Here is a 13,880-nt window from a genome sequence, read left to right on the forward strand (position 1 = left end):
GAATGCACGGAGGGAGCGGACGATGTACATCATGCCGCCGGAGCCCAGTGGCGGGTCCACGGGCGACCCGAGTGGTCGTGGTCTGCGCGAGGTGCTCGAAGGCCGGCTCCCGGACCTCGCCGCGTGCGCTCGGCTGCTGTCCGTCGGCTCCGAGCGGGCGGCTCCGATCCTGGACCGGGCGCTGGCACGGGCGGTCGCGACCTGGCGCGGCCCGATCGGTCCCGAACTGTGCGCGTACGCCGTGTCGTGGTTCGTGTACCTGTTGCACGCGGAGGGCCGGGCGCCCCGGCGTGCGGAGGGCTGCGGTGACGACGCCGTGCTGTTCTCGACGTTGCCGCCGATCGAGCAGATCGCCCTCGTGCTCGGCGAGTTCGAGGAGCTGCCGCCGGCGGGCATCGCCGCCGTCGCGGGCCGCGCGCTCGCCGAGTTCGAGCTCGAGGCATCTCGGCCCGCTTCGGTGCGGGAGGGTCTGCTGCACGCGAGGCACTGAACGTTCGTGTTCCGGCAGTGCCGACGATGCGGCCCCCGCACCGATCGGTGCGGGGGCCGCGGAAGTCGTCAGGTCTAGGACAGGCGGGTGCGTCCGAGGCGGAGCAGCGTCATCGCCAGGGTCTTGCCGTCGGCGCCGAGTTCGGCGAAACGGTCGAGGACTCGCATCTCGAGGTTCTGGGCCTGCCGAGCAGTCCCGGACTCCTTCGCAGCGATGCCCGCCCGGCGCGACAGCTCGCTGCGGCGCTCGATCGCCTCGAGAATCCGCGCGTCGAGCTCCCCGATCTCGTCGAACAGTCGACCGAGGTCTTCCTGGGTCGAAACCACCTCGCGGGCGGACTCGAAGCCAGGCGAATCAAGCTGGACAGTCATGCAGATTCCTCCGGTCTCGTCTGGATCGTCGATGATTGTGTCGTTCCCGTCGGCGCCAGTGTTACTCATCCGTAGACAAGATTTTCGTGTCCCGCCGCCCGGGATCGACGGCCACGAGATGAACACCTCTTGAACTGGGCTTTATGTCCGTCCTGGGGCGTATGTGGCAATGGTCACACCGCGGCGTGCGGGCCCGGATCCGGCCCCCGGGCGTAGGGTCGAAGGTCCCTTCGGCGGGCGACCGCGGTCGCGGTGCGTGTCGTGCGCCACGATCGGTGAGCCCTGCGGTAGCGTTCCCCACCTACCGGCAACCGGTCGGGGCGGCGGGGTCCCCGGCGCTTCCGGAAGGGGAACGCAGTGGGACGGGTGTTTCGTGCACGGCACCGATGAAGACGAGTCCGCCTCCGCGCGAATGATCCGCCCGGAGGAGTGGCCGCCTCCCAAGGTCAATACCCGGGTCGCCGCCGCGATAGTCCTGGCGGGTGTCGTGATCCTCGTCTCCCTCTGGCGGGCTTGGGATGCCGGTCACGCGGGGGCCTGGGCGGTGATGCGGTTCTTCCTCATCCTGTCCGGCCTGATGGCCCTCACCGCGCTCTTCGGATACGTGTTCTGGCGGCCACGGCGCGGCGACCCGGAGATCCGTCTCGTCGAGGCGTGGGGCCGCGGGGCCACCGAGATCCGCGCATCCGGCCCGGTCTTCCATCTGATGGGCGCCATGACGACGAGTGCGGCGTTGCTCTCCCTCGGCGCTGCCGTCGAGATCGTGCTGTTCGCCCCCGGCGTTCCGTGGGTGAGTGTGCTCCTCGCGGCATTCGGGCTGCCGTGCGCGGCGTTCGTCGTGGAGGTGCTGCGCGGCGGGATCCGCCGGGGGGCGCTACTGCTGACACCGGACGGGATCCGGCAGCGCGACTGGACCATCGAGTCGTATCTGCCGTGGGTGTCGGTGGCCGGGGTGCATGCCGTCCACCACGGCTTCCCCGAGATCTGGGTGCTGGGCACGCCGGCCGCGGCCTGGGCGCGACGACGGACCAGCCGGCTGTTCCGCCTGGACCGGTTGCCTCCCGAACCGGTGATCGAGATCGACTCCCGCAAGTTCGACTGCGACCCGGTGCTGCTGTTCCGGGTGCTCGAGTTCTATGCGAGCAATCCGCAGGCCCGCACGGAACTCGGGTCGGCCGCGGCGACCGAGCGCGTGCATCGGCACGACCTCGGCGATCCCACCTGACAGTGCCCGCCTTGCGTCGCAGTGCCACCCGACTGTGTTGCGGCTCACTGCTCCGGTATCGTCGACCGCAAGATATGGCACTCGGTGCCGCTCCTGCGAGAGATGGGACGTGAGATGAGCACAGCGGAACGGATCGTCGTCGTCGACGGCGCGCGCACCCCGGTCGGCAGCTTCGGCGGCGCGTTCGCCGGCGTGCCGGCCCACGAACTCGGCGCGACCGCCGCGAAGGCGGCCCTCGAGCGTGCCGGCGTGGCGGCCGAGGACATCGACGAGGTCGTCATGGGCTGCATCGGGCAGGTCGGACCCGACGCCTACAACGCCCGCCGCGTCGCCCTCGCGGCCGGACTGCCCGTCTCGACCCCCGCGTACACCGTCAACCGGCTGTGCGGCTCGGGCCTGCAGGCGATCTGGTCGGCGGCGATGCAGATGCGCTGGGGCGGGGTCGACCTGGCCCTGGCCGGCGGCGACGAGAACATGTCCCGCATGCCGTTCTACGACTTCGGCGCCCGCTCCGGCTACAAGCTCGGCGATCGCACCCTCGTCGACGGCACCGTCGGCATGCTCACCGACCCGTTCCACGGCATCCACATGGGCGTCACCGCCGAGAACGTCGCCCGCGAGTACGGCATCGACCGCGTCGCGCAGGACGAGTTCGCCGCCGAGTCGCAGCGCCGCGCCGCCACCGACGCCGCCCGCGCCGCGTTCGCCGAGGAGATCACCCCCGTCGAGATCGGCGGCCGCAAGCCCACCGTCGTCACCACCGACGAGCATCCCAAGCCCGACACCACCGTCGAGACCCTGGCGACGCTGCGCCCGGCCTTCGTCAAGGACGGCACCGTCACCGCCGGCAACGCCTCGGGCATCAACGACGGCGCCGGCGTCGTCGTGCTCGCCCGCGAGTCCGTCGCGGTCGAGCGGGGCCTGGGCGGGCTCGCGGTGCTCGAGTCCGTCGCCACCGCCGCCCTCGAGCCGGAGCTGATGGGCTACGCGCCGGTGCTGGCCCTGCAGAAGCTGTTCGAGCAGACCGGCACCACCCCGGCGGACATCGACACGATCGAGCTGAACGAGGCGTTCGCGTCGCAGGCCGTCGCGGTGATCCGGGACGCCAAGCTCGACCCGGCCCGCACCAACCCGTACGGCGGGGCGATCGCCCTCGGCCACCCGGTGGGTGCGACCGGCGGCATCCTGACCCTGCGGGTGGCCAAGGACCTGGTGCGCCGCGACCTCGAGCTCGGCATCGTCACCATGTGCATCGGCGGCGGCCAGGCCCTGGCCGCCCTGATCCGCCGCATCCGCTGAGCCGGGCCGCTCCGCGGCCGGTGCGTCCTTTGGGCTGCTGCAGCCGCCCAAAGGACGCACCGCTCAGATGGTGCGTTCGTGCCCGGCCCAGTACGGGGCGCGCAGGGAGCGCTTGAGGATCTTGCCGGTGGGGTTGCGCGGGAGCATGTCGACGATGTCGATGCTCGACGGGCACTTGAAGTGCGCGAGGTGCCGGCGGGTGTAGTCGACGAGTTCCTGCTCGTCGGCCTTCTGATCCGGGGCGAGGACCACCACCGCCTTGACCGTCTCACCCCACTTCTCGTCCGGGACGCCGATGACGGCGACCTCGGCCACGGCCGGATGCTCGACGAGGACCCGCTCGACCTCCGGGCAGTACACGTTCTCGCCGCCGGTGATGATCATGTCCTTGAGGCGGTCCTCGATGAACACGAACCCGCCGTCGTCGACCCGGCCCATGTCGCCGCTGCGCAACCACCCGTCGGGGGTGATCGTCTCGGCCGTCGCGTCGGGCCGGTTCCAGTAGCCGGGTGTGGTCTGCGCCGAGCGCCACCACAATTCGCCGATCCCGCCCGGCGCCACGTCCTCGAGCGTGGCCGGATCGACGACGCGCATCTCCACCCCGGGGATCGGGGTGCCCGCCGACGCCATCCGCCGTTCCTGTGCCGGGTCGCGGTGCACGTCCGGCAGCAGCGCGGTGATCACCCCGGCGAGTTCGGTCATGCCGTACACCTGGACGAACTCGGTGTCCGGCCACGCGGCGAGCGCGCCCCGCAGCAGCGGCAGCGGCATCGGCGCGGCGCCGTAGGTGATGCGCTTGAGCCGCGCGAACGCCCCGATCGCCCGTTCGCCGGCGGCGAGGACGGCCGCGATCACGGGGGGCACCAGGAACGCGATGTTCGCTCCCGCCGCCAGACCCCCGAACAGGGAGGGCGCATCCGCCTCGCGGGTGAACACGCAGCGGCGGCCGTCGTGGATACCCATGACGGCGTAGCAGGTGCCGCCCACATGGAACAGCGGCATCGCCACGAGCAGGCAGTCGCCGTCGGTGAACGGCAGCACGGCGAGCACGTCCTCGGCATGGGCGAACAGGTTGCGGTGCGTCAGCTGGACGCCCTTGGGCCGGCCGGTGGTGCCGGAGCTGTAGAGCAGCAGCGCGGTGGTCTCCGCCGCGACGTCGGGCAGGGTCGCCGGAGCGGCGGCCGCGAGCCACGGTTCGAACTCGTCGTTCTCCCCGCCGACGACGACGATCTTCTCCACGGAGGACAACCGCGACCGCAGCGACGCGATCTCCTGCGCGAACTCCGCTCCCACGAACAGGATCCGCGCCCGCGAGTCGTTGATCACGTAGTCGAGTTCGTCCCCGGCGAGCCGGAAGTTCGGGATCGCGTTGGCCGCGCCGAGCGCGGACGCGGCGTAGGTGACCTCGAGGCAGGCGAGGTTGTTCTTGTCGACGAACGCGACGGTGTCGGCCGGCCCGATCCCCTCCGCGGCGAGGGCGCCGGCGAGGTGGAGCAGCCGCTCGTGCCATTGCGCCCAGGTGTGGGTGCGGTCGAGGTACTGCACCGCGACCTCGTCCGGCTTGGTCTGCGCCCAGTGCGCGACGCGGTCGAGGATGACGGACGGAGCGGGGACGGACATGCGGGGGCCTCCTGGAAGAACAGCTGCCCGCCCTGTGGCGGGTGTCACACAGGTTATTGCCGGGGCGGCGCGGCGTCTCGGAATCGGGCGTATCGCCGCAGACCCCAGCGGCCTCACTGTCCGGGCAGGCAGGCCGCGACTCCGCCGGCCTCGAAGGTGGAGGTCTCGCAGTAGGCCCCTCGGGGGTAGTAGGGCCCCATCGTGGCCGCCGGATCGCCGCCCTGCGCGGACTGCACCGACTGCGGCAGGAACTCGTCGGACGGGAGCATGTTCCGGTAGAGCAGGGTCTTCTTCGGGACCGCCGTCGAGCCCCACGGCAGGACCGTCACCGTCGGATCGGCCGTGGCGCGGGCGGGCACGTCCTCGGGCGCGGCGACGACGTAGGTGAACCAGCCCTCCGCGTCGACGGCCGTCTCGAAGTCGGCCGCGCACGCGACGACCGGGTACGGGGTGACCTGGTCGTTCTGGCACATCGACCAGTACCGCACCTGGCGGCCCGGTGTGGTGACCGGTTCGCCGGCGCGGGTGTCGGGGAACGTGGGGGCCTTGCCGCGCACGACGGCGATGCGGCCCGGCTGGTAGGTCAGGACGGTGCCGATGTACTTGTTGTCGCCGTTGGGAAACAAACCGGACGTGGTGGCGGGGCTGACGAACGTGGTCTCGGGAACGTCACCGGGGAAGGCGCCCGAGGCGGCGCTCTCGACGATGCGGTCGACGGCCGCCTCGGCGGCGCGCTCGACCGGTCCGCTGCCGTAGTCGGCGGGGTCGAACTCGGCGGTGCACGTGGGTACCGGCACGGCGCGCCCGCCCTGGTGCAGGGTCACGTCCGGCAGGGGAACCCCGCCGGACGCGGAGGCCGGGTCGTCGGGCACGTACACCCGGATGATGAGGAATCCGACCGGTGCGGTGGGCGACCCGGTGGGGAGCGCGGCGATCTCGTTGCGGGCGGGGTCGGCCGGACCGGTGACGACGGTCGCGCTCCAGCGCCGCGCCGACGGGGGCAGCGCCTCGGCAGCCGCGTCCGCGAACGGATTGCCGCTGCCCGGGTCGGGTGCGATCTGCGCGTCGCGCAGGGTGTCGACGGTGTCGAAGTTCGTTCCGTAGGTGTTGAGCGAGAAGTACCGCGCCGCCGGATAGGTGCCGTGCAGTTCGATGCTGTCGCCGGGGGTCAGCGCGTACGGCAGCACCCAGTAGGTGGCGGCGGCGTCGGGGAACGCGATGTCCAGCACGGTCGCATCGGACCGGAACTGCCACGCGCAGGACCCGACGGGTTGCTGCGCCGCGGTGACCGCCGGCATCACCAGGGCGTGCGCTGCCGCGAGCACGCCGACGAGCACGGTGGTCAGGCGACGGCCGCGCCCGGCCGTCGAAGGATCGCGTACGGCCATGGGAACTCCTCGGGTGAGGGAGAGTCCTGTCGCATCATCTGTACCCGACCCGGGCCGGCCGCACCGGCGGTTCGGGCGAATCCGCGGCCGGCGGTGCGGCCGTGGTCGGCTGGACCCCCGGTGGTTCCGCACCGATCGCGCGGCCGCGGAGGGCGGCATGTCGGCGGGCTCATCGTCAGCGGGATCCACACCCGGGCCGTCGCCCGGCGCCCGAGCGTGGCGGCCGCGTACGGGTGCCGGCGCGTCGTCGCCGGACGGGTCTGCGCGAGGTGCGCTTCCGGCGTCCGAGGCGTCCCGGCGACGCCCTGACCGGCACCGATGCGATCGACGACGTGCGTCTCGACGAGCGCGGCCGGGGCCTGGTGCCGGCGACGGTGCGGCTCGTCGACGGCGCCGGCGACGGGGTGCTCGATCGGGGCGTCGAGTCGTGTGTGCGGCGCCGCGGGTAGAGGCGATTGGGGTGTCGAGCGGCACAGGGCTTACAGTTGCGTCGTGCAACACAAACGGGAGGTTGCGGCGCAGTCCGCAGCGACCGGTGTATCCGAGGTCTACGACGAGTTCGTGTACCTGGTTCGCCATCTCACAGCGGGGGAGCGCGCCCACGACGACGTGCTGTCCCTGGCGCAGCATTCGATGCTCGGCTTCATCGACCGCAACCCGGGCTGCCGAGCCACCGACATCTCGGATGCGTTCAGCGTGAATCGGTCCACCGTCTCCCGTCAACTGCGCAGCTGCATCGACGCCGGCTGGGTCCACGCCGAGGCCGGACCCACCCGGCTCGGCCATCCCCTCCGGCTCACCGACCGGGGCCGCGAGATCCTCGCCCGCACCGTCGCCGGACGCCACGACGAGATCCGCGCGGCGCTGACCGGCTGGGACCGGGACGACATCGACCGGTTCGTCGACATGCTGCGCCGATTCCGCCAGGGAGTGGAACACCGGTCCACTGCCCACCCCGACCACAACGAGGGAGACGCTCGTGCGTGAGTACACCACCCCCGCCCAGTTCACCGTCGGCGACGACGAATCGGTCGTCCGCACGGTCTTCACGCACGCGGAGAAGACGCCGCACCGCGTGATGTACTCCCGCCCCGAGGGCGAGGACTGGGTCGCCGTCACCGCCCGGCAGTTCGCCGAGCAGGTCTCGGGGGTCGCCAAGGGCCTCGTCGCGGCGGGCGTGCAGCCCGGCGACCGGGTCGCCCTGCTCTCGGCCACCCGCTACGAGTGGGCGCTGTTCGACTACGCCATCTGGGCCGCCGGTGCCGCGACCGTGCCGATCTACGACTCCTCGTCCACCGAGCAGATCCGCTGGATCCTGCAGGATTCCGAGGCCGGCATCGCCGTCGTCGAGACCGCACGCCACGAAGCGCTGTTCGTCGACATGCCGGACACCTTGCGCCGCACCCTGCGGATCGACGGCGGTGCGGTGGAGACGCTGATCGCCGAGGGCGCCGGCGTCGACGACGCGACCCTGCAGGCCCGCCTCGACGGCATCCGCGCCGACGACCTCGCCTCGCTCGTGTACACCTCGGGCACCACCGGCCGGCCCAAGGGCTGCATGCTCACCCACCGCAACTTCTACAGCGAGGTCCGCGGCATCCTCACCGCGTCGATCGGCGAGGTCGCCAAGCCGGGCAGCCGGGTCCTGACCTTCCTGCCGCTCGCGCACGTGCTGGCCCGGGCCGTGTCGCTGGCCGTCTTCGAAGGTGGTGCGGCGCAGGCGCACTGGTCGGACTTCGGCACCATCTCCGCCCAGTTCGAGCGGTACGCCCCGAACACGATCCTCGGCGTGCCGCGCGTCTTCGAGAAGGTGCGCGACGCGGCGGCCCGCAAGGCCGCGGCCGGCGGCCGGTTCAACGCGGCGATCTTCGCGTTCGCCGAGGAGACCGCCATCGCCTACAGCGAGTCGCTCGACCGCGGCGGTCCGTCGTTCGCGCTCAAGGCCAAGCGCAACATGGCCGACAAGCTCGTCTACGCCAAGCTGCGGCAGGCGATGGGCGGCGAGTGCTGGTTCGCGATCTCCGGTGGCGGCGCCCTGAGCCCCCGCCTCGGCCACTTCTTCCGCGGCGTCGGCGTCCCGATCTACGAGGGCTACGGCCTGACCGAGAGCACCGCCGCGCACAGCGTGAACGTCCCCGGCGCCCAGAAGATCGGCACTGTCGGACAACCGATGGGCGGCAACAGCACCCGCATCGCCGACGACGGCGAGATCGAGCTGCGCGGCGGGGTCGTGTTCCAGGGCTACTGGCGCAACGAGAAGGCCACCGCCGAGGCCTTCCACGACGGCTGGTTCCGCACCGGCGACCTCGGCGAGATCGACGAGGACGGCTACGTGAGCATCACCGGCCGCAAGAAGGACCTCATCATCACCGCCGGCGGCAAGAACGTCTCCCCGGGTCCGCTCGAGGACCGGATGCGCTCGCACACGCTCGTCTCGCAGGCCGTCGTCATCGGCGACGGGCGCAGCTACATCACCGCGCTGCTCACCGTCGACCCCGAGGTGCTCGACAACTGGAAGGCCGAGAACGGAAAGCCCCCCACGGCCACCATCGCCGACCTGCGCCGCGACCCGGCCCTGCACGACGCGCTGCAGTCCATCGTCGACGACGCCAACTCCATGGTCTCGCACGCCGAGGCCATCAAGAAGTTCGTCGTCCTCGACCGGGACCTCACCGAGGAGACCGGTGAGTTGACGCCGACGCTGAAGATCAAGCGCAACGTCGTGACCGAGCGGTTCGCCGCCGACATCGAGAGCATGTACGCGAAGTGACGCTCGGCCGGCTGCCGGATCCCCGGCAGCCGGCCCGAGGCGTTCAGGCCTTGTCGGCGGACGACTCCGGGGCCGCCGCGGCGAGCAGGGCCGCGAACCGCGCGTTGCCGGGCAGGTCCTCGAGCAGCACGGTCCGGCCGTTCTCGTCGGCCAGCGGGATCCGCCAGTTGGGGTACTCGTCGGACGTGCCCGGCTGATTCTGGCTGCGTCGCTCCCCGACGGCGTCGGCCAGCGACACCCCGATCAGCGCCGACGGGCTCGCGGCGACGAACCGGTGCAGCGCCTCGACGGTGCGCTGCTCGTCGGCGTCCGCGTCGAGCAGTCCGCGCTCCCGCAGCGCCGCCAGCACGGCGTCGCGTTCGGCGGCCGCGTCGGCGGCCTCGGTCTCCAGGTCCCGCTCCAGCAGGCCCAGCTCGGAACGCAGCGTGATGTGTTCTCCGGCAAGGAAACCCGCCGTCGGCGGCAGGTCGTGCGTGGTGACCGACGTCAGGCACAGCCTGCGGTAGCTCTCCGGTGGCCGCGGATCGTCGCCGTCCCGCTCGAACCACAGGATCGACGTCCCGGCGATGCCGCGGCGCGACAGGTACTCCTGCACCCAGCCCTCGAACACACCGAGGTCCTCGCCGATCAGCACGGCGCCCGCCCGGTGCGCCTCGAGCGCCAGGATCCCGATGAAGGCGTCGTGGTCGTACTTGACGTACGTGCCCTGGTCGGGCGTGCAGCCCTCGGGAATCCACCAGGTGCGGAACAGGCCCAGGATGTGGTCCACGCGCAGGCCCCCGGCGTGGCGCAGCGCGGTGCGCACCACGTCGCGGTACGGCCGGTAGCCGAGCTCGGCGAGCCGGACCGGATGCCAGGGCGGCTGGGTCCAGTCCTGACCCTGCCGGTTGAAGTCGTCCGGCGGCGCCCCGACGGTCATGTCGCGGATGAGCGCGTCGCCGAGTGTCCAGGCATCCGCGCCGTCGGGCCGGACACCCACCGCCAGGTCGTGCACGATCCCGATGTCCATGCCGGCCGCGCGCGCTGTGGCCTGTGCCTCGGCGAGCTGCTCGTCGCACAGCCACTGCAGCCAGCAGTGGAACTCGATGCGCTCGGCCAGCTTGGTCCGCTGGCGCGTGACGTACGGCTCGTCCGGGGTCGCCGCCAGGGTCTGCCAGCGAGTGCTGCGCTCACCGAACTTCTCGCCGAGGGCGCACCACAACGCGAAGTCGGTCAGCGCGTCGCCACCCGCCGCGCGGAACGCATCGAACTGTGCCTGCCGCGCCGGGCTGCGCGGCACCCGGAACACGTGCCCGAGCACCTCCAGCTTGGCCCGGTACGCGGTGTCGCGGTCGATGCGCTTGTCCTTGCGGTTCGACTTGGCGAACTTCTCGGTGTACGCCTCGAGCGTCTTGCGGTGCTTGCGCGGCAGCAGCGCCGCCTCCCGGATGTTCTCCACCCGCAGGTAGATCGGGTGCACGAACCGCCGTGAACTCGGCAGGTACGGGGACGGCTCGAGCGGCGGCTCCGGCTCGCCCGCGTGGACGGGATTGACGAGCACGAAGTCACCCCCGTGCACGGAGGCGGTGATCGCCGTCAGGTCCGCGAGGTCCGCGAAGTCGCCGACGCCCCACGACCGCGTCGACCGCACCGAGTACAACTGCGTGGCCAGGCCGCGGCGACGTCGCTCGAGGAGCCGGTCGGCGGTGGCGAGGCGGGCGGGCGTCACCACCAGGGTGGCCTCGGCCTCGGTGTCGTTGCTGCGGGCGTGCAGGGTGTGCCACCCGAGCGGCAGATCCGGCACGGCGAACGTCGCGCGGCCGACGAGCCGGCCGTCGACCTCCCGGGGATCGACCCACACGTCCCGCTGCGCGACGTCGACGACGTCGCCGTCCTCGGTGCGCACCTGCACCCGCACGGGATCACCGTGGGCCACGTGCACGGGGAAGGTGTGCTCCTCGCCCTGCACGACGACCAGCGCGGGCGGCAGCATCCGCCGCCACGGCTGATTCGGCACATCCGCGAGGGCGGCGTCGATCTCCGCCTCGGTGCCGGCGGGCACCCCCAGGGAGGCCAGGACCCGGCGCAGCGTGTCGTCGCTCGCGTAGTGGTCCTGCTGATCCCACCCCACGTACGTGGTGGCGATCCCGAATCGTTCGGCCAGTTCACGCAGCTTCACCGTCGATGTCACGACACCCGATCATGCCAGGTCGCGGACGGGTCGGCAGACCTGGCGAGATCAGCTGCGGACCGTGGGGCCGAGGTAGCCGAGCACCGCCCGGACACGGTGGTGGTCGTCGGGCTCGGGTGGCAGACCGAGCTTGTCGAAGACGGCACGCACGAGCACGTCCACGGAGCGTTCCCCGAGGGCCAGGGCGGCTCCGATCATCCGGTTCGAACAGCCTTCGACCACGAGGGTGAGGACCTCCCGCTCCCGGGGGGACAGCTCGTCGAGGGCCCCCCGGTCGCGGTGCGGCCGGGAGATCAACCGGCCGGCCACGTCGGGATCGAGTGCCGTTCCGCCCGCCGCGACGCGGTGCAGCGACCCGAGGAACCCGTCGATGTCGGAGAGGCGGTCCTTGAGCAGATATCCCAGGCCGGCGGTCCCGCCGGCGAAGACGTTCATGACGTTCTCGGTTTCGACGTACTGGGACAGCAGCAGCACGGCGGTGCCCGGGAAGCACCGGCGAACGGTGAGGGCGGCGTCGATGCCCTCGGTGGTGTGGGTGGGCGGCATCCGGATGTCGACCACGGCCAGGTCCGGATGGTGCTCTTCCACCAGGTGCAGCAGACCCTGCCCGTCCGCGGCCTGGCCGACCACCTCGATTCCCTCGTCGCGCAGCAGGCCGGCGATGCCCTCGCGGAGCACCGCGGAGTCGTCGGCGAGCACCACCCGCAGGTTCATGACGGCTCCCCGGATGTCCCGGCGGTGAGGGGAAGCGACAGCGTCAGGGTCGTCCCGCCCCCCGGGGGACTGTGCACCCCGAGCACCCCACCGAGGGCCGCGGCGCGGTCGCTCAGTCCGCTCAAACCGCCGCCGGCAGTCAGCGTCGCACCGCCGCACCCGTCGTCGGTGACGACCATCCGCAGCATCCCGCCGTCCCGGCGGAGGTCGATCTCGATGTGCGTGGCGCCGGAGTGCTTGGTGGCATTGGCGACCGCCTCGGCGGCGATGAAGTAGGCGGCGAGTTCGATCGACGCGGGAGCTCGCCCGGTCAGGGTGTCGACGATCTCCACCGGCAGCGGAGCACGCTCGGCCAGAGCGGTCAGCGCGGCGGCGAGACCGTGTTCCTGCAGCACCGGCGGATAGACGCCCCGGGCCAGTTCCCGCAGCTCCACCAGCGCCGAGTCCAGTTCGGCCGTGCCCTCGGTGAGCAACTCCTGCTTGCGCTCCGGCTGGGACGTCCGCTGCGCGCGCCGCAACAGGATCGTCGCAGCGACCAGGCGTTGCTGCGCACCGTCGTGCAGGTTGCGTTCGAGTCGCCGCCGCTGCGCGTCCCCGGCGGCGACGATCCGCTCCCGGGACCGGCGGACCTCGGCGAGCTGAGCCTGCAACTCGAACTGGAGCCGCTGGTTGTCCAGCGCGAGGGTCGCCGCGCTGCGCACCGCCGCGAGCAGTTGCGGCTGATGCCGCAGCGACCGGTCGTACACGAGCGCCCCGACCGGGACGCCGTCGCGTTCCAGGACGGTCGCCGCACGGGGGTCGCCGCCGCCGGGCAGGCGCTGCGGGTCCCCGTGCGCGTCGAGGTAGCTGTTCGACCGCGGCGACCACGACCACAGGACCAGACCGGGGTCGCGCAGCGCCTTGCGCAGCGCGTGGACGAACTCCTCCCCGAGCGGGGCCGCACCGACCTCGACCATCACGTCGCTGACCGCCCCGCGGGCCACCCGGTAACGCCACAACCCCACCAGCACCGCGATCGGAAACAGCGCGGTCGCCAGGTAGCCCACGTAGGCCGTCCACACGTTCCCCACGCCGGACGAGCGCGCCGTGACCAGCCCGGTGCCGATGACCGTGGCGAACCCCAGGATCCCCGCGATCCACAGGGGTGCGAACGCGGCCCGATAGGCCGGAGAGCCCGACCGCCACCGGGCCAGCAGCACGCCGATCACGACCACACTGATGCCGATGGCCACCGCTCCGAACACGAGCTGCAGCGCCGCGAAGATCGTCGGATCGTCCCGGACCAGCAGGAGGTTGGGTGCGGTGAAGCGGTCGGTGCCGATCATCACGGAGGGGTTGTAGAACATCAGGTCGAGCAGCACCGAGGCCAGGAAGTACACGTAGCAGCCACCCACGAACCACCGTTCCCACCTGCGGGTCAGTCGTCCCGTCGGAAAGCCGAGCAGTACGTGGATCAACACCGGCAGGTACATCACCGTCAGCGCTGCCCCGACGGTGAAGACCACCGGGTTGCGGGCCGCGGCGCCCCCCTTCACCAGCCACAACAATCCGGCCAGCACCATCAGCCGTCCCGTGTTGTCGTCCGGCCGGCTCTGCCACGCGACGACGCCCGCCGCGACGAAGGCGACGCCCACCGCGAGGAACGCGATCAGCTCCGCCGGTCCCGCGGGCGGACCGCCCGGCCAATCGACCGACACCACCGCCACCCCGACAACCAGCAGGGTGGTCACGGCGACGACCGCCGGCAATGTTCGACGACTCACGACGAGGCCTCCGATCCTCGCTCTCAGCATCCCGCTTCGGGTCCCGGCCGACCACCGTGCTGGCACTGTT

Annotated in this window: 12 protein-coding genes; 6 read left to right on the top strand and 6 right to left on the bottom strand. The window is 71.8% G+C overall.

What is annotated here, in order from left to right; genetic code table 11:
• Positions 1-22 precede the first annotated feature (22 nt).
• On the top strand, positions 23-490 hold the full coding sequence (locus LZP97_RS03875; RefSeq protein ID WP_010595791.1) for a hypothetical protein: 468 nt from the start codon (positions 23-25) through the stop codon (positions 488-490).
• A 74-nt stretch (positions 491-564) separates the two neighbouring features.
• Here the strand turns inward: LZP97_RS03875 and LZP97_RS03880 are convergent, their stop codons facing one another.
• Positions 565-861 carry a chorismate mutase gene (locus LZP97_RS03880; RefSeq protein WP_048773088.1) on the bottom strand — a complete coding sequence of 99 codons (297 nt, stop codon included), beginning with the start codon at positions 859-861 and terminating at the stop codon, positions 565-567.
• A 373-nt stretch (positions 862-1,234) separates the two neighbouring features.
• Here LZP97_RS03880 and LZP97_RS03885 point away from each other — a divergent pair, with 373 nt between their 5' ends.
• Positions 1,235-2,086 carry a hypothetical protein gene (locus tag LZP97_RS03885; RefSeq protein WP_234574977.1) on the top strand — a complete coding sequence of 284 codons (852 nt, stop codon included), beginning with the start codon at positions 1,235-1,237 and terminating at the stop codon, positions 2,084-2,086.
• A 114-nt stretch (positions 2,087-2,200) separates the two neighbouring features.
• A complete protein-coding gene (locus LZP97_RS03890; protein WP_017680402.1) occupies positions 2,201-3,385 on the top strand; it encodes a thiolase family protein in 1,185 nt (394 codons plus the stop codon).
• A 63-nt stretch (positions 3,386-3,448) separates the two neighbouring features.
• On the opposite strand, the gene LZP97_RS03895 is transcribed toward LZP97_RS03890, so the two are convergent.
• Together LZP97_RS03895 and LZP97_RS03900 are read right to left on the bottom strand one after the other, a co-directional pair.
• Positions 3,449-5,005: a long-chain-fatty-acid--CoA ligase gene (locus LZP97_RS03895; protein ID WP_048772925.1), complete on the bottom strand. Its 1,557-nt coding sequence runs from the start codon at positions 5,003-5,005 to the stop codon at positions 3,449-3,451.
• Positions 5,006-5,118: 113 nt separating this feature from the next.
• Positions 5,119-6,393 carry a hypothetical protein gene (locus LZP97_RS03900; protein ID WP_048772922.1) on the bottom strand — a complete coding sequence of 425 codons (1,275 nt, stop codon included), beginning with the start codon at positions 6,391-6,393 and terminating at the stop codon, positions 5,119-5,121.
• Between the two features lie 269 nt (positions 6,394-6,662).
• On the opposite strand from LZP97_RS03900, the gene LZP97_RS03905 reads away from it, so the two are divergent.
• From LZP97_RS03905 to LZP97_RS03915, 3 genes are read left to right on the top strand one after another with little or no spacing between them, the layout of a single operon-like run.
• The gene (locus LZP97_RS03905) at positions 6,663-6,842 is read left to right on the top strand and encodes a hypothetical protein (RefSeq protein ID WP_234574979.1); all 180 of its coding nucleotides are present in this window, start codon (positions 6,663-6,665) and stop codon (positions 6,840-6,842) included.
• Positions 6,843-6,885: 43 nt separating this feature from the next.
• Entirely contained in the window at positions 6,886-7,380 is a 495-nt protein-coding gene (locus LZP97_RS03910; RefSeq protein ID WP_010595798.1) for a MarR family winged helix-turn-helix transcriptional regulator, read from the top strand.
• A complete protein-coding gene (locus tag LZP97_RS03915) occupies positions 7,373-9,163 on the top strand; it encodes an AMP-dependent synthetase/ligase (RefSeq protein ID WP_048772918.1) in 1,791 nt (596 codons plus the stop codon). The genes LZP97_RS03910 and LZP97_RS03915 overlap by 8 nt, the downstream gene beginning before the upstream one ends.
• Positions 9,164-9,206: 43 nt before the next feature.
• Here the strand turns inward: LZP97_RS03915 and malQ are convergent, their stop codons facing one another.
• From malQ to LZP97_RS03930, 3 genes are read right to left on the bottom strand one after another with little or no spacing between them, the layout of a single operon-like run.
• A complete protein-coding gene (gene malQ, locus LZP97_RS03920) occupies positions 9,207-11,333 on the bottom strand; it encodes a 4-alpha-glucanotransferase (protein WP_026137676.1) in 2,127 nt (708 codons plus the stop codon).
• A gap of 48 nt (positions 11,334-11,381) precedes the next feature.
• Positions 11,382-12,047, bottom strand: coding sequence for a response regulator (locus tag LZP97_RS03925; protein WP_010595801.1), 666 nt, complete (start codon positions 12,045-12,047; stop codon positions 11,382-11,384).
• On the bottom strand, positions 12,044-13,810 hold the full coding sequence (locus tag LZP97_RS03930; RefSeq protein ID WP_228287166.1) for a sensor histidine kinase: 1,767 nt from the start codon (positions 13,808-13,810) through the stop codon (positions 12,044-12,046). Before LZP97_RS03930 ends, LZP97_RS03925 begins: the two co-directional genes overlap by 4 nt.
• Between the last annotated feature and the right edge of the window lie 70 nt (positions 13,811-13,880).

The sequence above is a fragment of the Rhodococcus sp. DMF-1 genome (assembly GCF_021441945.1).
Taxonomy (GTDB): domain Bacteria; phylum Actinomycetota; class Actinomycetes; order Mycobacteriales; family Mycobacteriaceae; genus Rhodococcus; species Rhodococcus ruber.

Bases quoted from the DNA above. Each gene is read 5' to 3' on its own strand.
- LZP97_RS03880 (WP_048773088.1), bottom strand. From the start codon at position 861: ATGACTGTCCAGCTTGATTCGCCTGGCTTCGAGTCCGCCCGCGAGGTG.
- LZP97_RS03875 (WP_010595791.1), top strand. From the start codon at position 23: ATGTACATCATGCCGCCGGAGCCCAGTGGCGGGTCCACGGGCGACCCG.
- LZP97_RS03890 (WP_017680402.1), top strand. From the start codon at position 2,201: ATGAGCACAGCGGAACGGATCGTCGTCGTCGACGGCGCGCGCACCCCG.
- LZP97_RS03925 (WP_010595801.1), bottom strand. From the start codon at position 12,047: ATGAACCTGCGGGTGGTGCTCGCCGACGACTCCGCGGTGCTCCGCGAG.
- LZP97_RS03895 (WP_048772925.1), bottom strand. From the start codon at position 5,005: ATGTCCGTCCCCGCTCCGTCCGTCATCCTCGACCGCGTCGCGCACTGG.
- LZP97_RS03900 (WP_048772922.1), bottom strand. From the start codon at position 6,393: ATGGCCGTACGCGATCCTTCGACGGCCGGGCGCGGCCGTCGCCTGACC.